This is a genomic window from Candidatus Krumholzibacteriota bacterium (assembly GCA_016931295.1).
Classification (GTDB): Bacteria; Krumholzibacteriota; Krumholzibacteriia; order Krumholzibacteriales; family Krumholzibacteriaceae; genus JAFGEZ01.
This window is the reverse complement of record JAFGEZ010000003.1, coordinates 36,047-53,942: the sequence shown is the minus strand read 5'-3', so window position 1 is coordinate 53,942 and position 17,896 is coordinate 36,047. Positions and strand designations below refer to the sequence as shown.

General features: G+C 70.1%; 13 protein-coding genes. 1 reads left to right on the top strand and 12 read right to left on the bottom strand.

The genetic code is table 11. From position 1 onward, the window contains the following. Positions 1–30 precede the first annotated feature (30 nt). From JW876_01405 to JW876_01350, 12 genes are all read right to left on the bottom strand, one after another. Positions 31–462 carry a hypothetical protein gene (locus JW876_01405; protein ID MBN1884163.1) on the bottom strand — a complete coding sequence of 144 codons (432 nt, stop codon included), beginning with the start codon at positions 460–462 and terminating at the stop codon, positions 31–33. Further along, positions 459–2,537 carry a thioredoxin domain-containing protein gene (locus JW876_01400; GenBank protein ID MBN1884162.1) on the bottom strand — a complete coding sequence of 693 codons (2,079 nt, stop codon included), beginning with the start codon at positions 2,535–2,537 and terminating at the stop codon, positions 459–461. Before JW876_01400 ends, JW876_01405 begins: the two co-directional genes overlap by 4 nt. A gap of 82 nt (positions 2,538–2,619) precedes the next feature. Continuing rightward, a complete protein-coding gene (locus JW876_01395) occupies positions 2,620–4,026 on the bottom strand; it encodes a C1 family peptidase (GenBank protein ID MBN1884161.1) in 1,407 nt (468 codons plus the stop codon). Positions 4,027–4,136: 110 nt separating this feature from the next. Next, positions 4,137–4,985 carry a hypothetical protein gene (locus JW876_01390; GenBank protein ID MBN1884160.1) on the bottom strand — a complete coding sequence of 283 codons (849 nt, stop codon included), beginning with the start codon at positions 4,983–4,985 and terminating at the stop codon, positions 4,137–4,139. Then, a complete protein-coding gene (locus JW876_01385) occupies positions 4,982–6,835 on the bottom strand; it encodes a BatD family protein (GenBank protein ID MBN1884159.1) in 1,854 nt (617 codons plus the stop codon). Before JW876_01385 ends, JW876_01390 begins: the two co-directional genes overlap by 4 nt. A 31-nt stretch (positions 6,836–6,866) precedes the next feature. Then, positions 6,867–7,991 (bottom strand): hypothetical protein, encoded by a 1,125-nt coding sequence (locus JW876_01380; protein ID MBN1884158.1) that lies wholly within the window; start codon positions 7,989–7,991, stop codon positions 6,867–6,869. Then, on the bottom strand, positions 7,988–9,001 hold the full coding sequence (locus JW876_01375; GenBank protein ID MBN1884157.1) for a VWA domain-containing protein: 1,014 nt from the start codon (positions 8,999–9,001) through the stop codon (positions 7,988–7,990). The genes JW876_01380 and JW876_01375 overlap by 4 nt, the downstream gene beginning before the upstream one ends. 4 nt (positions 9,002–9,005) lie before the next feature. Further along, positions 9,006–10,070 (bottom strand): VWA domain-containing protein, encoded by a 1,065-nt coding sequence (locus tag JW876_01370; protein MBN1884156.1) that lies wholly within the window; start codon positions 10,068–10,070, stop codon positions 9,006–9,008. Beyond that, positions 10,067–11,119, bottom strand: coding sequence for a hypothetical protein (locus JW876_01365; protein MBN1884155.1), 1,053 nt, complete (start codon positions 11,117–11,119; stop codon positions 10,067–10,069). Before JW876_01365 ends, JW876_01370 begins: the two co-directional genes overlap by 4 nt. After that, on the bottom strand, positions 11,116–12,171 hold the full coding sequence (locus JW876_01360) for a hypothetical protein (GenBank protein MBN1884154.1): 1,056 nt from the start codon (positions 12,169–12,171) through the stop codon (positions 11,116–11,118). Before JW876_01360 ends, JW876_01365 begins: the two co-directional genes overlap by 4 nt. Position 12,172: 1 nt before the next feature. After that, positions 12,173–13,048 carry a DUF58 domain-containing protein gene (locus JW876_01355; protein ID MBN1884153.1) on the bottom strand — a complete coding sequence of 292 codons (876 nt, stop codon included), beginning with the start codon at positions 13,046–13,048 and terminating at the stop codon, positions 12,173–12,175. Then, positions 13,045–14,034, bottom strand: coding sequence for an AAA family ATPase (locus JW876_01350; GenBank protein ID MBN1884152.1), 990 nt, complete (start codon positions 14,032–14,034; stop codon positions 13,045–13,047). Before JW876_01350 ends, JW876_01355 begins: the two co-directional genes overlap by 4 nt. 362 nt (positions 14,035–14,396) lie before the next feature. Here JW876_01350 and JW876_01345 point away from each other — a divergent pair, with 362 nt between their 5' ends. Then, complete coding sequence (locus JW876_01345) at positions 14,397–17,849, top strand: T9SS type A sorting domain-containing protein (GenBank protein MBN1884151.1); 3,453 nt, start codon at positions 14,397–14,399, stop codon at positions 17,847–17,849. The last annotated feature ends 47 nt before the right edge of the window (positions 17,850–17,896 follow it).

The following is a 17,896-nucleotide window of genomic DNA, read 5'->3' as shown; positions in this document are numbered from 1 at the left end:
GCGCTGCCGCGCCGGCCCGGCGCCAGGCGGTCAGGGTCGGGCGTCGATCGTGGCCGAAGCCGCCGGGTCGAAGGGATTGAGCCGCACGGCGAGCGAGAAGAGATAGGGATACCCGTCGCGCAGGTGGCCCAGGTACCCCGTCCACTGGAGCGCGAGGGCCCGGTAGGCGCGCGTTGCGTCGCCGGCGAGGATCGCGAGAAGATCGGTGCCGGGATCGCTGAAGAAGGCACCGATCACCATGTTCATCTTGTTCATCGTCGCGCACCGCTCGCGCGCGGCGAGGAGCCGGTGGATGATCAGCGTGACGAGCAGCACCTCGACAGGAACGAAGGCGATATCCTCGACGAGAAAGACGAAGATATGATGCGCGTCGCGGAAAAGAAGCCAGTGCGCCGCGTAGATTGCGGCCGAGAGGGCCACGAGCGCGGCGCCGAGCCGGTACTGCCAGGGGATCCTCCTCATCGATCGTCCTTTCGTTCGTGTCCGTCGAGCGCCGCGGCGAGCGCGGCGGCGTCATCGATCGGCGCGCGGCAGGAAGAGTCTTCGCAGAGGTAGGCGACGGCGCCGGACGCGGGAACGTCCATCGCGGCGAGGAACGGCGCGAACGCCTCGATCGCCCCCTGCCTCCCCGCGTCCATCAGGCGGAGAACGACCGTCCGCGGCAGGAACCGCTCGCGGATCGCCCGGAGCATCCCGGCGGTTGCCGGCCCGTCCGGGCCGGCGACGACGATCTCCCTCGTCGGCCCGATCGCCGTATCGAGGGCGCAGAGCAGCGCGGTGAAGTTCGCCGGCACCTGCTCGGCGAGTCCGCCCGCCGCGGCGAGGAGCCGTCGCGCTTCCGCGTGGAGGGCCGCGTCGCCGGCGAATTGCGCGAGCCGCAGCAGATTCATCGCGGCCACCGAGTTCCCAGAGTCGTGGGCGCCGTCGTAGACCTCGACCGTCCGCGCGATCAACGGTTCGGTGTCCTGCCCGGCGAAACGGTACGGGCCCTCGCCCCCGCCGAAGAGACCGGTCGCGGCCTCCATGAGAGCGCGCGCCTCGACGAGCCACGCGGCATCGAAGGTCGTCTCGTAGAGCTCGATCAGGCCCCACGCGAGAAAAGCGTAATCGTCGAGGAAGCCGGGAGCGGACTCGCCGTCCCGGTGCATCAGGCGGCCGTTTCGCCGCATCGACCCGAGAACGAACGCCGCCGCGTCCCGCGCCGCGCCGGCGAGGTCGGGGCGATCGAGCGCGCGGGCGGCCACGGCGAAGGCGGCGATAACGAGGCCGTTCCAGTCGGCGAGGATCTTTTCGTCCCGGCCGGGGCGCACCCGCTCGTTCCGGCGAGCTCTCAGGCGAAACGACCCCTCCTCGATGACGCGCTCGATCTCCTCGAGCGGCAGCCCCCGCTCCCTGGCCAGCTCCTCCGGCGCGCGGGCGAAATACAGAACGCTGCGGCCGTCGACGTGGCCCCGTTCGGTCACGCCGAGGTGCTCGCAGATGATCCCGCCGGCCTCCTCTCCGACCGCCTCGCGCACCTCGCCCGGCGTCCACGTGTAGAACCGGCCTTCCTCCCCCTCGCTGTCCGCGTCCTCCGAGGCGTAGAACGCGCCTCCCGGGGCGGCGAGCCGGCCGCGAACGTAGCCGAGGATCCCCGACGCGGCGGAGGCGAACTCGCGGCGCCCCGTCGCCTGGAATCCCTCGACGAAGGCGATCGTGGCGGTCGCCTGGTCGTAGAGCATCTTCTCGAAGTGCGGGACGAGCCACGCCGCGTCGGTCGCGTACCGGTGGATCCCCGATTCGAGCCGGTCGTGGATCCCCCCGCGGGCCATCGCCTCGAGCGTCGCCGCGGCCATCCGCAGGGCCTCGTCGTCCCCGACCCGGCGCCACCGGCGAAGCAGGAAACGCACGTTGTGGGGCGAGGGGAATTTCGGCGACGCGCCGAAACCGCCGTGCGCCTCGTCGAAGGTCTCCCCGAGCCGCCTGCGCGCCTCGCCGAGCAGTTCCTTTCCCGGTTCCCGCCGTCCGGCGCCATCGCCGAGGGCGACCGCCGCGACCACGCGGTCGCCCGCCTCGACGAGTTCCTCGCGCGCGTCTCGCCAGCGGGCGGAGACGAGAGCGAGGAGATCGAGCAGCCCGGGCATGCCGTACCGCGATTCCCGGGGAAGATAGGTGCCCGCCCAGAAGGGCTTGCCCGCGGGGGTCGCGACGATCGTCAGGGGCCACCCGCCCGAACCGGTCATCGCCCCGCAGGCGCGCATGTAGACGTGGTCGACGTCCGGGCGCTCCTCGCGGTCCACCTTGATCGCCACGAACCCCTCGTTGAGCGCCGAGGCGACCGCCGAGTCGGCGAAGGACTCGCGGGCCATGACGTGGCACCAGTGGCAGGCCGAGTACCCGATGGAGAGGAAGATGGGGACGTCGCGCTCGCGGGCGAGGCGGAAGGCCTCGGCGCCCCAGGGATGCCAGTCGACCGGATCGCCGGCGTGCTGCCTGAGGTACCGGCTTTGCTCGGCGCCCAGCCGGTTTCGCGCTCCCGGATCGTGATCGCCGGACATCCCGCCCTCGCTTTCCGTTGCGGCGCCGGGAAGGGGGGCGCGCGGCGGGAGGCGGCCCGGCGCCGCCTCCCGCCGCCCGTCGTCAACGGTCGAACGCCCGCCGCATCGGATCCCACGCGGGCAACACCACCGGTTCGGTGTCGAGCAGGGAGAGGACCTCGCGGGGCAGGTGCCTCTTGTGGACGATGACGGCGAAAACGTTGTCGGTGAACCACTCGTCGTACATCGCCCAGCGGCCCTTGTCGCCCCGATCGGTGCCCCACGAGTTCTCGACGAGCCACTTCGACGGCACGCCGTCGTCGTGATCGACGCCGATGAAGACCATGGCGTGATTGGGCGTGGTGTCGCGGAAGAGCACCCGGTCGGCCTTGGTCATGTCGAGGTCGACGCCGAAGAGCGAGGCGTAGTCGTAGACGCCGGGGCTGAGGATCCCCGCGTCGGGGTCGTGATCCTTGCCGACGTCGGCGGCGAACCAGACCAACTCGTCGTTCAGCACGGCCTTGAGAGCGAATTCGCGAAGGCGCTCCACGCCGAGGTTGACGAACTCCATGTCGTCCATGCCGACCATGTTCCGGCAGAACGCGATCCGGTAGAGGGCGTCGTAGGGGTGCGCCGGGTGGTCGAAGAGGGCGACATAGTCGTTGAGGTCGACGCCGACGGCCTCCTCGTAGAACGAGAGCGGCGTGTAGCGCTTCTCGACGATCCGCTTGTTTTTGTCCTCGTAGCGCCAGACGAACTCCTTCGGGGGCCGGCCCATGTGGAAAACGAGGATCCGGTAGACGTCCCGCATCATCTCGAGGCGCCGCGCGGCGAGGGCCGCCTCGCCGGCGCCGTCGGCCGCCATCCGCCTGAGATCGACCGCGTCGACGCGCATCATCCGGTCGAGGATGCCGTTCAGGCGGTTCGTGTTGCTCGAGTTCTTCGTCTCGGGGGCGACGCTCTTCGGCACGGCGCCGTACTTCTCGATGAGCGTGACGACGTAGTTCCACCAGCCGCCGTCCGGAACGGGCGAGTCGAGGATGGCCTGCAGCTCGCGATCGTCGATCGGCCGGTCGCTCGTTTGCACGATCGCTTCGAGGAACATGTTCGCCTTCTCGAGCTTGTCCCAGAAGAAGAGATGGCTCTGGGAGAATTCGAATTCGTCGAGGTTGAATTTCTCCATCACCGCCGGGCGCATCACGTTGAAACCGGCGAAGAGCCAGCAGCGCCCGGTTTGTTCCTGGTTGGTGATCCCCTTCGCGTCGAGAGTGACGTTGAAGACGTCGTCGTGGCGGTTGTGCAGCTCCCGGTTGTAGGCCAGGTCGCGCGTGTCGTTGTTTGTCACGGCGTTGATCAGCGCCCGGGTCGTCGCGTCGACGACGAGCGACTTCTCGAGATCGGCGATCTCGCCGGGGGTGAGCCCCGCCGTGTCGCCGGCCAACGCGGCGCCCGCGGCGGCCAGCACGGCCGCCGCGATCAGCGCGGCCGCCATCGTGCGGTATCCCTTCATGCCATCGGCTCCTTTCCGTTCCGGTTTTCTTCGCCCGATACGAACCGACTCTACGCGAAGAGCGGCGGAAGGGCAACGACGATCGGCGGGATCGCGGGCGGAACGGACGCTCAGTCGGCCGGGAAAACCGCTTCCCCGGCGCCCTCGGGCATCCAGCCGCGCGCGCCGCTCTCCAGCTCGATGTGGAGCCACCCCGGCCGCCGCTCGACGACGACGTACTCGGTGCCCGCGTTGAGGGGCTCGGTGAAGGCCGGCTGGTACGTCTCCGCGTCCCCCTTGCGAACGACGACCGGCCCGGCCGTCACCACCCCCGCCGGCCGTCTGCTCCGGTCGATCGCCTCGACGGAGAGCGAGACGAGCATCGCCACCGCGACGACCGCGGCGGCGATCAGGCAGACGCGCACCCAGGAGCGGCGAAGGAAGAGGCGGAGGGCGGCGAGCGTCCAGGCGCCGGCGAAGGCGGCGAGGAAGATCGAGAGCCTCGCCCGCGTCGGGAGATCGTAGTGCAGGAAGAAGAGCGTCTCGAAGACCTTCTCGCGCTGGCGGGGCTCGACCTGCACGGCGACGCGGCTCCGCGCGTACTCGAGGTTGCGGCGGAGGTTGACGTCGTTCGGCATGAAGAAGGCGGCGCGGCGGTAATTCAGGATCGCGCGCCCCGTGTCGCCGAGCCGGAACCAGGCGTTCCCGATGTTGTAGTAGAGTTTGCCGTTCCTGATGCCGCCTCGCGAGGCGATACGGTCGAACCGGAGGATCGCCTTGCGGTAGAGATCGGCCGCCGCGGCCGGATCGCCGCTGTCCGCCTCGACCGCCTCGCGGTAGAACCGTTCCCCCTCGACGCGGAGCGAATCGATCTCGGATGCCGGCAGCCCCGGCGCGCCGGCACGGGCAGCCCCGGCCGAGGCCGCGAGCAGCATCGCGGCGAGCATGGCGACGGCCGGCCCGGATCGCATCACGCTCATCCCAGCTCCTTTTCGACGAGTCCGGCCGCTTCGGCGACCCGTCCCGCGAGCTCTCCGCCGTCCTCCCCCGCCGAGAGGCCTCCCGCGTACGATCCCATCTCGCAGGTGCCGATGACACCGACGACGACGCGGATCGTCTCCGCCGACACCCCCCGTCCGGCGAGCAGCCGCTCGATGTCGGCGGCCGTCAGGGTGGCGCCGGGCCGGCGCAGCTTGTCGCCGATGTATTCGCGCAAGGCCTCCAGCGCCCGTTCGCAGCGTTCGTTTGCTTCCGCGTCCGCGGCAATCGCGTCGAGGCGGCGCCGGAGCCGGCGGAAGGCGCTTCGCGCCCGCCTCCCCGCGGGATCGGAGCGGCGGCGCCGCGAGACCAGCAGACCGCCGAGCAGCAGCGCGTACACGGCCGGCGGCGCGACGAGCAGCGCGAGCCGCGCCGGATGCGCGAGAAGGGCGCCTGGCCCCAGCGGCTGCGCCTCCGTCACCCCGGGCCCCTCGTAGTTGTAGGCGATCCCTTCCTTCCAGCGCTCGATCGGCGCGGCGGCCGGGCTCCCCGCGACGCCCTCGGCGTCGCTCGCGGTGACGACGCGCGTCGGCCTCACGACGAGCGGGATCGGCTCGCTCGCCGCCGTCTCGTACCGCCGCTCCGCCGTATCGAAGTAGTCGAGCCGCACCGGCGGGATCTCGTCGACTTCGTCGTCGAGCGCGCGGAGCGTCTGCGTGAAGATCTTCCGTTTTCCCTCGACGCGGCCGTCGGCGCGCTCCGCGGGCACTTTGAACCGCTCGGCGAACTCCGGCCGTCCCGCGAGTGGCGGCAGATCGACTCCCCCGAGATAATCGGGCCCCTCGAGGACGATCGTCAGCGTGATCGGATCGCCCACGTTCACCTCGGTCGGCTCGGCGGTCGTCGAGATGCGGTACTCGCCGACGTGCCCGGCGAACCCCGCCGGTCGCCCCTCCCGCGGGAGCGGCTTCACGTCGAGCAGGAGCTCGTTCGACGGAACGACGTACTTCTGCGGCCGCGTCCGGCTCGTGCGGAAGAAATCGTCATTGAAGAACCGGTCGAACAGGTCGCCGCGCCCGCTGATCCCCGTGCCCGCCTCGCACTGCACGATGATCGGGGGAATGTCGAAGGTCCCCGCGCGCAGGGGGATCACCGCCTTCCTGAAGGACAGCGTGGCGTAATTCTCGCCGTCGAGGATCCCCTTCCCCTTCTCGGCGATCGTCTCGCCGCCGCCGAGCGGAACGCGGAAATACCGGCGGTTCGGATCGATCTCCACCTCGGGGTCGGCGAACCGGAAATCGGCGCTCTCCAGAAGCGGCGCGGTGAAGCTGAAATCCTGGACGTCGCGCCGCAGGTACCAGGTGACCGAGAGGACGACCGGCTCGCCGACGTAGCAGGTCTCGCGCGAGAGCCTGATACGCAGCTTGAAGTCCTCCGTCTCCTCCGGCCTGCGCGCCGAGATCGACACGGGGCGCGTGCGGAAGGAACCGCCGCCCGCCCTGACGTCGATCGCGGGAATGACGAGACGGCCGACGCGCGTCGGCGTGAGCCGCCACGTGAAGAGGAAGCTCTTCTGCACGGTCCGCTGCATCCTGCCGTTCACGATCGCGATCTGCTGGCTGCTGTTGTTGCTGCCGCCGAGATACTCCACCGAGAACCCGTCGAGTTCGCCGAGATCGGGAGGTTCGACGTCGTCGGCCCCGTCGACGACGATCTGCGCGAGAAAGGACTCCCCCGCGTAGACGTCCCGCGTCTCCACCTCGATGCGGACCTCCACGTCCTGCGCCGCGAGGGGCGCCGCGATCGCGACCGCCAGGAAGATCGCCGATATGATACGTATCGTCGGGTTCATGATCCGTTCGTTCCGTCGGGCGCGCCCCGCGTCACCAGTCCCGGTCGACCGACCGGTACCCTCCCGCCGAGCGGCGCCGCTCCTTCCGGCTCTCCTTCTCCTCGTCGATGATGCCCCGGGCCGTCTCGTCCCGGGCCTGTCCCTCCCGCGCCTGCTGCTCCTGCTGCGGCGGCGGCTGCCGCCCCTGCCCGTCCTCCTCTTGCCCGTTCCCCTTCCGGTCGCCCCCGTTTTCCCCGCCCGATCCGTCGCCGGCGAGCGCCTGGATGGCCTTCATCAGCTGTATCAGCGCGTCGCGCTGCTCACCCGCCGCCGCGCCGGGATCCGCCGCGTCCAGGTCGCCCGCGGCCGCCGTCCCGTCGACGAGCGCGCTGTCGAGGTGCGAGAGGGCCTCGCCGATCTGCGCGGGCACCTCGCCGGGAAAGAGCTCGCCGAGTCGTTTGGCGGCCCGGTCGACCCCCTCCCCGATCGATCGCTGCGCCCGCGCCCCCGCCTCGACGCCCTGCCGCCAGTTCGCGTCCGAGGTGTCCGGCGAGAGGGCGAGACTGTCGCTCGCCGCCGTCTCCCCGCGCTGGCGTTCTGCGAGCGCGACGAGCGAATCCGCCACCTCGCGGAGCGCCTCCTGTCCGGCCTTCATCTCCTCGCGCTGCCGCTCGATCCGGTCGAGGACGTCCTTGACGGAGAGACGCGCCAGCTCGAGGTTCCAGGCCGCGTCCTCGAGGGTCCCGTCCTTCTCGAGGGCGGCGGCGTAGAAGCGAACGCTCTCCTGGAACCGCTCGAGCGCCTGGCCGAGATCGCCGTCGAGCATGCGCTGCCCCTCGCGGAAGGCGCAGTTCCCCGCGTTGTACCACGCCGCGGCCTCGAGGTCCAGTTCCCTCGTCTTTTCGGCCGCCTCGACGAAGCGTTCGCGCGCCGAGGCGAACTCTCCCTTCCGGAAGAGAGCGGCGCCGATGTTGAAGCCGACGACCGGCGATTCCGGCGCGTCGACCGACGCCCGTTCGTACTGCTCGATCGCCCCGTCGGCGTCCCCCTTCCTCAAGAGCCCGTTCCCGCGGGAAACGAGGCGGCGCGACGAATCGGCCGCCGTGGGCGGGGCGGCGGCGGCCACGAGAAGCGTCGCGGCCGCGGCGACGAGCATGGCGCTGCGGATCGCCTTCACCGTACGGCCCTCCTCCGCTCGTCGACGAGCATCTCCGCCAGAAGGAAGAAGAGCGCGACGGCGAGGAATATCTGGTACTTCTCCTCGTAGAGCTTGACCGTCATCGATTCGATCTCCCGCTTCTCCTCCCCCGCGATCAGTTTCGTGTAGACGTCGCCGAGATCGATCGCTCCCGTTGCCACGTTCAGGTAGCGTCCGCCCGGCGTCCGGTTGACCATCTCGCGCAGGGTCGCCGCGTCGAGCCGGCTCCATACCTCGCGCCCCTCGTGGGTGAGGAAGGTCCGTTTCCCGTCGTCGCCGGTGACCGGTATCCGCCTGCCCGTGTCCTCGTCGCCGAGACCGACCGCGAGCAGCCTGATCCCGCGGTTCCCCGCCTCCTCCGCCGCCTCGACCGGGAAGGAATCGTGGTCCTCGCCGTCGGTGACGAGGAGGATGTCCTTGTACTTCTTCTCCTGGTCGTCGAAGGCCTCGTCCAGCGCCTTGCGGATCGCGTCCCCGATCATCGTCCCTCCGCGGGCGACGGAATAGATGTCCGTGTCGTCGAGCATCATCGTGAAGAAGCCGTAGTCGAGGGTCAGGGGACAGCGGAGGACGGCCGACCCGGCGAATGCGACGAGGCCCACGCGATCTCCCTCGAGCCGGTCGACCATGTCGCGGATCGCGAGCCGGGCGCGCTCGAGCCGGTTGGGGGCGAGGTCCTCGGCCAGCATCGACCGGCTCACGTCGAGGACGAAGACGATGTCGCGGCCGCGCCGCTCGACGGTCCGCGGCCGGGGATTCCACGCGGGTCGCGCGAGGGCGAGGACGACGAAGACGACGCCGAGTATGAAGAGCGCCGCCTTCCAGCGCCTCGCGGCGGCGTTCACCGTGAACCGGACTCGCCCGATGAGCCCAGCGTCGACGAATCTGCAAATCGCCCGCCGCCGCATGCGCGCCGCCCAGACGAGACAGAGCACGATCGCCGGCGCCGACCAGAGAAGAAGGAACATATGCACGTTTCCGAACCGCATCCGGTCAGGGAAGCCTCCTGAAGAAAGTGGCGCCGAGCAGGACCTCGAGCAGCAGCAGGATGAACCCGGCGAGGGCGAAGGGCGCGAAGAGCTCCTGGTAGTCGACGTAGCGCACCGATTCGATCTCGCTCTTCTCGAGCCGGTCTATCTCGCGGTAGATCTCGCGCAGGGACGCCTCGTCCTCGGCGAGGCGGAAGACGCCCCCCGTCCGTTCCGCGATCCGCTGGAGGGTCGCCGTGTCGACGCCTCCCCCGGAGGGGACCTTGAAGGCGCCGAGAAGCGTTTGCATGGTGGACACGCCCTCGCCGGCGCCGACGCCGATCGTGTAGACCTTGATCCCCCATCGCGCGGCGAGATCGGCCGCCTCGTCGGGAGTCCGTTTGCCGAAGTTGTTCTGCCCGTCGGTGAGCAGGATGATGATCTTGCTCTTGATCTCGTATTCCCGCTCGCCCGATTCCTCGGCCATTCGCTCGAGATCCTCCTCGGCGGTGCGGAGCCGCGCCGCGGCGAGGGCGACGGCGTCGCCGACGGCCGTCCCGTCCTCGTTCCGCCTCGCGACGATGCGGACGCCGTCGAGGAAGCGCAGGAGCGCGCCGTGGCCGAGCGTGAGCGGCGCCATCGTATCGGCGTACCTCGCGAAGGCGACCATGCCGACGAGGTCGTTCGGCCGCCCGCCGAGATCCCCGCCGTTGCCGAGGAGGAACTCCTCGAAGACCTTCTTGACCGCCTCCAGCCGGTTGAGCCGCCGCCCCCCGTAGTCCATCTCCGCCTTCATGCTTCCCGAGCGGTCGAGGACCATCTGGATGGCGATCCCCTTCGTGACGTCCCTGACCTTCTCCCGCCCCATCTGCGGGCGGGCGAGCGCCAGGACGAGCAGAACGACGGCCGCGATGCGGAGCCAGAGGGGGACCTGCGCGAGCCGTCGCCGGGGAGACGAACCGGCTTGCCGCGCGTTCCCCAGCGAGGAGAATCGCAGGCTCCCCGGGCGCCGGCGCGACCGGAGCCACAGGATGCCCGGAAGGGCGAGGAGCAGCAGGAATGCCAGCGGAGAGGCGAATCTCATGGTCACGCGGCCCCCTCGACGGGCGTCCGCTCCACCTCCTCCTTCGTCGCGTCGATGAAATCGCGGCAGGTCTCGAAGGTGCGCGTGACGTCCGCTGCCGACGGTTCGAGGGCGGCGAACTTGACCAGGTCGCAGTGCCGGAGGAAATCGCGGAGGATGCCGGTGCGCTCCGGCGCGGCGTCGATTCCCGACTCCGCCGCGGAGAGGAACTCCTCCGTCGTCATCTCCGGGGCGCGGAGGCCGAACCGGTCCTCGATATAGACGCGCAGCACGTCCGCCACCGCCGCGGTGAACTCGCCGTAGCGCCCCTCCTCCGTCATGTTGGAAGCGAGGAGATCCTCGAGTCGCCGGAAGGCCTTCACGTGCGCCGGCACGGGCGGCGGGACGGACCGGGCGCGGCGGCGCCGGAGAATGACGACCGCGGCGACCGCCCCGGCCGCGACGAGCGCGCCGATCGCGATCCACGCCGGGCGGCGGTCGGGCGGGAAGGAGACCGGACCCTGGATGTCGCGTATCGCGTAGCGGCCGGCCTGCTGCGCCGTGAGCCGCGTCGAATCGGGGAGAAGGGATCCGACCCGGACGGCGATCGTGTCCGACTCGAGCGCGTAGACGAGGGTGTCCCCCTCGCGCGAGAAGGTCAGTTTCATCGGCGGAATGCGGTATTCGCCCGAGAGGAAGGGCTCGAGCTCGTAGTACCGCCTCGAGACGACCGTGCCGTCGGCGGCGAGCTCGGGCTGGGGCGACCGGTAGTCGACGATGCCGAAGCGGTCGAGCTTGTCGCCGAAGCGCGGCAGCTCGGCCTCCCAGCCGTCCCGCGCGCGCGCCTCGAGCAGCATCGTCAGCCGGTCGGCGATCGTGACCGATTCCCGGCTCACCGCGACGCGGAAATCGACGGGACCGCGCGTGACCGTGCGGTCGATCTCCCACGTCTCCTCGTTTCCGCCCCCGGCCTCGCCGCATCCCCCGGCGAGAAGAAGGCAGAGAACGACGGCCGCCCGCGTGCGCCGCGACGCCGCCGCCGCGAAAGAGGTTTTCATGCCGCGCAAATCGCTCATGGCTCCTCCAGCGCCTCCCGGTGGATGACGGCGCCGTAGCGGCGCATCAGTTCGCCGACCGTCTCCCGCACGATGGCGGCCTCCCTTTCGGCCCGCACCGCGGCCAGGACACGCTCCCGGGCAGCATCGAAGGCCGGCGTGACGCCGTCGTCGCCGGCGAGCTCCTCCGCGTGCGCGTCGTACCAGCGCCGCAGATCCTCCGGCCCGATCTCGATCGTCTCGAAGGAACGTTCGAGGAAACGCCCCGCGAGGAGCTTCCGCTCGAGGTTCCGCCGGAGCGCGGCGACCGCCGGCTCGTCGGCGATCCCCTCCTCGCGGGCCCGCCGGTAGAGGAGTTCCTCGGCGATGAAGCGCTCGAGCCATGCGGCGCGCCCGCCGTCGACGGCCGCCTCGAGCATCCGTTCCTTCTGCGTTCTCCGGGCCTCGGCGGGGAGTTCGCCGGCCATTGCCTCGAGTTGTGTCTCGATCTCCGCCTCGATCAGCCTGTCGAGGTCGGCGCGACGGATCTTCCAGTCGCCGATCTCCGCGACGATCCGCCCGCCGGCGGCGCTGTCGGCCGGCGTCGCCGCCGTGCGCTCCTCGAGCTCCCGGCGCAGGGCCGCGAAGCGTCCGAGCTGCTCGAGGCACTCGGCGCTCCGACGCCCGATCTCCGTCTCGAGCTCCGGCAGCCTCGCGTGGGCCTCCGACCGATAGAAGGCGTCGAGTGCGCCCTCCCAGTCGCCCTCCTCCTGCCTGAGCTTCCCGATCCGGTACCAGACCTTTCCCGAGGCCTCCCGGCCGGGCCGGGCGACGGCGAGATATTCCGTCCAGGCGTTTCCGGCCGCCGCCAGCAGCCCCCGTTCCTCGAGTTGCAGGGCGAGATCCCGCGCATCCGCCGCGGGCAGCCCCGCCGGGTCCGCCCCGCGGCCGCGGAGCGCGAGAAAGAGGTCGGCCGCGACGAGAACGATCGCCACGACGAGGAGCGCCGTCGTCGACCCGCTGCGCCGGCCCGCGCCGTCCCCCCGCCGGTCCAGGGTCAGCCGGAGTCCCTTCTTCGCTTCGCGATCGTCCATCCTAGTACCGCCTTTCCCGCGACCGGAAGAAGCCGACGAGCTTCGGCACGTAGTCCTCGTCGGTGCCCAGCTCGATCTGGTCGACGCCCATCGAGGCGAAGAGCTCGCGGAAACGCCCGGCGCGCTCGCGCCCCAGCGTCTCGTACCGGCGCCGGACGGCCGCGCTGGAGGTGTCGACGAGGACCGTCTCGCCCGTCTCCGCGTCCTCGAGCTCGATCAGTCCCACGTCGGGAAGCCTGACCTCGCGGGGATCGGCGATGGTGACGGCGACGAGGTCGTGCCGCTTGCCGATCACGCGCAGCGAGCGCTCGAACCCCTCGGCCTGGAAGTCGGAGACGAGGAAGACGACGGCGCGCTTCGTGGTGACCTTGCCGAGGTAGTCGAGCGCCCCGACGATGTCCGTTCGCGCCTGGCGCGGCCTGAAATCGAGCAGCTCGCGTATCACGCGCAGCACGTGGCGCGTGCCCTTCTTCGGCGGGATGAACTTCTCCACGCCGTCGGTGAAGAGGATCAGCCCCACCTTGTCGTTGTTCTTGACGGCGGAGAACGAGAGGAGGGCGCAGAACTCGGCCGCGACCTCGTTCTTCAGCTTCCGCACCGATCCGAAGGCGCCCGAGGCGGAGAGATCGACGAGGAAGAACACGGTGAGCTCCCGCTCCTCGACGAACCGCTTCACGTAGGGCTCGCCGGTGCGGGCGGTGACGTTCCAATCGATCGTCCGGATCTCGTCGCCGGGGATGTACGCGCGCACCTCGTCGAATTCCATGCCGCGGCCCTTGAAGACGCTGCCGTACTCGCCGGCGAGCACGTCGTTGACGACCTTCCGGGTCGTGATCTGGAGCACGCGGATCTGTCTTGCGAGTTCCTTCGGGATCATGGCACGGCGACGCTGTCGAATATCGCGGAGACGACGTCCTCGCTCGTCTTCTCCTCGGCCTCGGCCTCGTAGGTGACGATGACGCGGTGACGGAGGACGTCCATGCCGATCGACTTGACGTCCTGCGGCGTCACGTACGCGCGTCCCTGGAGCAGGGCGTGCGCCCGCGCGGCCATCGCGAGGAAGATCGTCGCGCGCGGCGAGGCCCCGTAGAGGATCAGGCCGCCGACGTCGAGCCCGTACGCGTCAGGCGTGCGCGTCGCCTGCACGACGTCGACGATGTAGTCCTCGATTTTCTCGTCCATGTAGATCTCGTCGGTGAGCCGGCGAAGCCTGAGGATGTCGCCGGGCTCCATGACCGGCTCGATCCGGATCGACGGATCGCTCGTCGCCATCCGCTGCAGGATGAGCTTCTCCTGCTCTTTCGTCGGGTAGGTGACGCGGAGCTTGAGCATGAACCGGTCGACCTGCGCCTCGGGAAGCGGGTAGGTCCCCTCCTGCTCGATCGGGTTCTGCGTGGCGAGCACGAGGAAGGGCTCCTCGAGAACGTGGCTCTCGTCGCCGATCGTCACCTGGCGCTCCTGCATCGCCTCGAGGAGGGCGCTCTGCACCTTCGCCGGCGCGCGGTTGATCTCGTCGGCGAGGATGATGTTGGCGAAGATCGGTCCCTTCCTGGTGGTGAACTCCCCCGAGCGCGGATTGTAGATCAGCGTGCCGACGAGGTCCGCCGGCAGGAGGTCCGGTGTGAACTGGATCCGGTGGAAGGAGGCGCGGACGACGCGCGAGAGCGTCGTCACGGCGAGGGTCTTCGCCAGCCCGGGCACTCCCTCGATCAGCACGTGGTTGTTGCAGAGCATCCCGATCAAAAGCCGCTCGACGAGATACTCCTGTCCGACGATCGCCCGCGCGATCTCGCTCCGCACCCGCGCGAGAAGGGCGCTCTCCTTCTCGACCTTCTCTCCGATCTGCTTGACGTCGATGGCCATCGCATCTTCCTCTCCCCGCGGACGGGCTCGGCCCGTCCAAACGGCGAACGATATCGGGTGGATGTCGCGCCCGCGGCGAAACGGGGCGCCCAACACGATACGGCAACACCCCCGAGCCGCGCAAGGGCGAAACGCCTCCGGGCGCCGGGCCCGGCGGCCGCTCCTCTGTCAACGTACACGCGTGGCGCTCGCGAGTTCCAACCGGACCGCGGCACCACGCCCGGCACATGGCGGTTTACACGCGTAATGGACATATGTTACAATGAGTAACGACAATGGGGCGTCGCGGCGCCCCGTTGCCGCACTGCTCTGTCCGGCCGCCTTGCGGCCGGCGCCACCGGAAAGACGACGAAAGGGACTGCATGCGAACGAGAATCATCGCGCGGCTCGCCGCCGCGGCGCTGCTCGCCGCCCTCGCGGCGCCGGCCACCCCAGCCTTCTCCGACGAGACCGACGAGCGGATCGAACGCCTCAACCGCCACCTCGAACAGCACGAATACGACTGGCGCGCGAAGCGCACGCCGCTCTCCGACCTCAGTCGGGCCGAGAAGCTGATGCGTCTCGGGCAGCTCCCGCCCCTTCCCGTGGACGAACGCCTCCCCGTCATCACCGCGCCCGCCGGGGCGACCTACGACGCCGTCCTCGACTGGCGGACGCTCGGCGGCACGACCCCCGCGAGGGACCAGCGCTCCTGCGGCTCCTGCTGGGCCTTCGCCGCCGTCGGCCAGATGGAATCGCACATCCTCATTTTCGAGGAGCGGAGCCTCGACCTCTCCGAACAGACGGTGATCGACTGCAACCCGTACGATTCGGGCTGCGATGGCGGCTGGGCCGTCTCGGCCTACCGCGCCATCTTCGGATACGGCGCCACGCTCGAGTCCTGCAACCCCTACCAGATCCGCGACGACCTCCCCTGCACCGAGGAGAACTGCGAGATCCAGGGGCACCTCGCCGGCTGGGCGAGCGTCTCGAACGACGTCAACTCGATAAAGGAAGCCCTCCTCACCGGCCCCGTCTACACGACGATCGACATCGTCGACCGCTTCTACGACTACGCCTCGGGCTGCTTCTCCTGGGAGGACGAGGTCGTCGGCTACCATGCCGTCCTCATCGTCGGCTGGAACGACAACCTCTGCGGCGGCGAGGGCGCGTGGATCATCAAGAACTCCTGGGGCACCGGCTGGGGCGAGGACGGGTTCGGCTACGTGAAATACGGCAACAACAACATCGGGTATGGCACCTACCAGATCCAGTACGATCCCTGGGACGTCTTCGTGCGCGTCGACTCCCCGAACGGCGGCGAGATCCTGCCGGTCGGCTCCACGCAGACGATAGAGTGGACGGTCTCCCGCGCCGTGCCCGACTCGGTGACGCTCTTTTTGAGCCTCGACGGAGGCGTCACGTGGCCCGAGACGATCGCCTCGGGGATCGTCGGCGCGACGAGCTGCGAGTGGACCGTCCCCAATCTTCCCGTCGCCACCGCGCGTGTCAAGGCGATCGCCTGGTACGGCTACGCCGGAATTGTCGGCGGACTCGACTGGAGCGACGGGGATTTCACCATCCAGGGCCCTCCCTACCGGTTCGTCTCGCCGACCGGCGGCGACATCCCCCCGTACTCGCTGCCCGCGTGGGCGGCCACCGACATCCAGACGGCCGTCGACGCGGCCGAACCGGGCGACACGGTGATGGTGGAAACGGGCGTCTACAACGAAGCCGTCACCGTCGAGAAGGCCGTCTATCTCATGGGCGGCTGGAACGCCGGTTTCCTCGAGCGCGATCCCGGCCTCCACGTCACGACGATCCACAGCGGGGGCTCCCCCGTCTCCTTCATGAACGTCGGCCCCGCTCCCTGCGGGATCGAGGGGTTCACGATCACGGGCGGAACGGGGCGCGAGGCCAACCTTCCCGCCGCCGGGGGCTACGGCGGCGGCGTCTTCAGCTACGTCGCCTCGCCCGTCATCCGGAACAACCGCTTCGCCGCCACCGGCTACACCTCGATCAGCGGTTTCAGCGGCGGCGGCGCGATCGCCTGCCACACGGGATCGGTCGTCATCGAGGGTAACGAGATCGACGGCTGCGCGGCACAGAGCGGCGGCGGGATCTACCTCTACGACGTCGACGCGACGATCGAGGGCAATCACGTGCACGACTGCGCCCCGCATCCGGACTACACCGGGCCGAGGGCCGGCGGCGCGCTCTACGCCCTCCACGCCGACGTGACGCTCCGGGGGAACCGCTTCGAAAACAACGACGGCTACGCGAAGGGGGGCGGCGTCTACGTCGAGCTCGGCTCGGTCGCATCCGACGGCGACACCCTCGCCGGCAACGACTGCCTCGACGTCGGGGGCGGCATCTGCGTCATCCGTTCCTCCCTCTTCCTCTCGAAGACGATCGTCACGGGCAACTCGGCCGTCTCCTCGGCCGGCGGCATCAGCCATCGAGCCGGCCTCATCGGGATAAAGAACTGCCTCGTTTCCGACAACGAGGCGGGGATCCTCGCCGGCGGCGTCAACGCGGACAGCTGCTGGGGCCTCGTGCAGAACAACACCGTCGACAGGAACCGCGCCGGCTACCAGGGAGGGAACATCTTCGTCTCGAATCCCGTCTCCCTCGCCCTGGAGAACAACCTCGTCACCAACGGCGCCGGCAACGGCGTGTACGCGGCGGGCCCGGGCTTCACCTTCTCCTGGAACGGCCTCTGGGGCAACCTGCCCCTCGACTGCGACGGCTTCACGCCGGATTCGACGAACGTCGCCGGGGATCCGCTCTTCGCCGATACGGCCTCGATGGACTACCAGCTCCTCGTGCACTCCGCGGGGATCGACGCCGGCGACCCGGCGGGAGGCGCCGACCCGGACGGCTCGCGCGCCGACCTGGGGATGCACGGCGGCCCGGGGGCCGATACGGCGGCGCCCCCCCGCGTGGCGAACCTCGCGGCGGTGGCCGCGGGCGACACGTCGATCGCCCTCTCCTGGGACGGGATGCTTCCCGGCGGTCTCGCCTGGTTCGCCGTCTACGGCGACACCGTCGACGGGTTCGTCCCGTCGGCGGCGACCTTCCTCGCCGCCGTTCCGCCCGTCGAGAACACCTGGCTCCACGAGGAGGCGTCGGGCTGCTGGTTCTACCGGGTCTCCGCGGTGGGCAGCCTCCTCTACGGCGGCGGATACGCGGCGCAGTCGGGGGCCTGCGTGGCCGGCGCCGACCGTGTTCCGCCGACCGTGGTCCTCGCCGCCCCCGTCGGGGGCGAGTCGGTCGGGATCGGGGACACGCTGCACGTGAGATGGATTGCCGGGGACGACCGCGCGGTGGATTCGGTGAGCGTGCAGCTGTCGAGGAACGGCGGCGGCGCCTGGACCGAGATCGCCGCGGCCGCCCCGGGCGACACGCTTCTCTCCTGGATCGCCGACGGCCCGGCCGGCGATTCGTGCCGCGTCCGGGTGATCGCGTGGGACGTCGCCGGCAACACGGGCGAGGACGCGAGCGACGGGCTCTTCTCCATCGAGGCGCAGGCGACCGGTGGCGGCGACGCCGCGCCGGCCGCGAACGGCCTGCAACAGAATTTCCCCAACCCCTTCAACGGCACGACGACGATCCGCTTCTCGCTGGCCGGGCCCGCCCCGGTCGACGTGGCCGTCTACGACCCGGCCGGCCGGCTCGTTCGCTCGCTCGTCCGGGGTTGGATGCCCGGCGGCGTCCACACGGTCGTCTGGAACGGACGGGACGACACGGGACGCGGCGTCGCCTCCGGCGTCTATTTCCTGCGCATGGGAACGGGGTCGTTCGTATCCACGAGGAAGATCGTCTACCTCCGCTGACCGGACGCGATCCGGCGGCCGATCCACCTTGGCCCGGCCCCGGAAAC

Bases quoted from the DNA above. Each gene is read 5' to 3' on its own strand.
- JW876_01405 (MBN1884163.1), bottom strand. From the start codon at position 462: ATGAGGAGGATCCCCTGGCAGTACCGGCTCGGCGCCGCGCTCGTGGCC.
- JW876_01400 (MBN1884162.1), bottom strand. From the start codon at position 2,537: ATGTCCGGCGATCACGATCCGGGAGCGCGAAACCGGCTGGGCGCCGAG.
- JW876_01395 (MBN1884161.1), bottom strand. From the start codon at position 4,026: ATGAAGGGATACCGCACGATGGCGGCCGCGCTGATCGCGGCGGCCGTG.
- JW876_01390 (MBN1884160.1), bottom strand. From the start codon at position 4,985: ATGAGCGTGATGCGATCCGGGCCGGCCGTCGCCATGCTCGCCGCGATG.
- JW876_01385 (MBN1884159.1), bottom strand. From the start codon at position 6,835: ATGAACCCGACGATACGTATCATATCGGCGATCTTCCTGGCGGTCGCG.
- JW876_01375 (MBN1884157.1), bottom strand. From the start codon at position 9,001: ATGCGGTTCGGAAACGTGCATATGTTCCTTCTTCTCTGGTCGGCGCCG.
- JW876_01365 (MBN1884155.1), bottom strand. From the start codon at position 11,119: ATGAGCGATTTGCGCGGCATGAAAACCTCTTTCGCGGCGGCGGCGTCG.
- JW876_01360 (MBN1884154.1), bottom strand. From the start codon at position 12,171: ATGGACGATCGCGAAGCGAAGAAGGGACTCCGGCTGACCCTGGACCGG.
- JW876_01355 (MBN1884153.1), bottom strand. From the start codon at position 13,048: ATGATCCCGAAGGAACTCGCAAGACAGATCCGCGTGCTCCAGATCACG.
- JW876_01350 (MBN1884152.1), bottom strand. From the start codon at position 14,034: ATGGCCATCGACGTCAAGCAGATCGGAGAGAAGGTCGAGAAGGAGAGC.
- JW876_01345 (MBN1884151.1), top strand. From the start codon at position 14,397: ATGCGAACGAGAATCATCGCGCGGCTCGCCGCCGCGGCGCTGCTCGCC.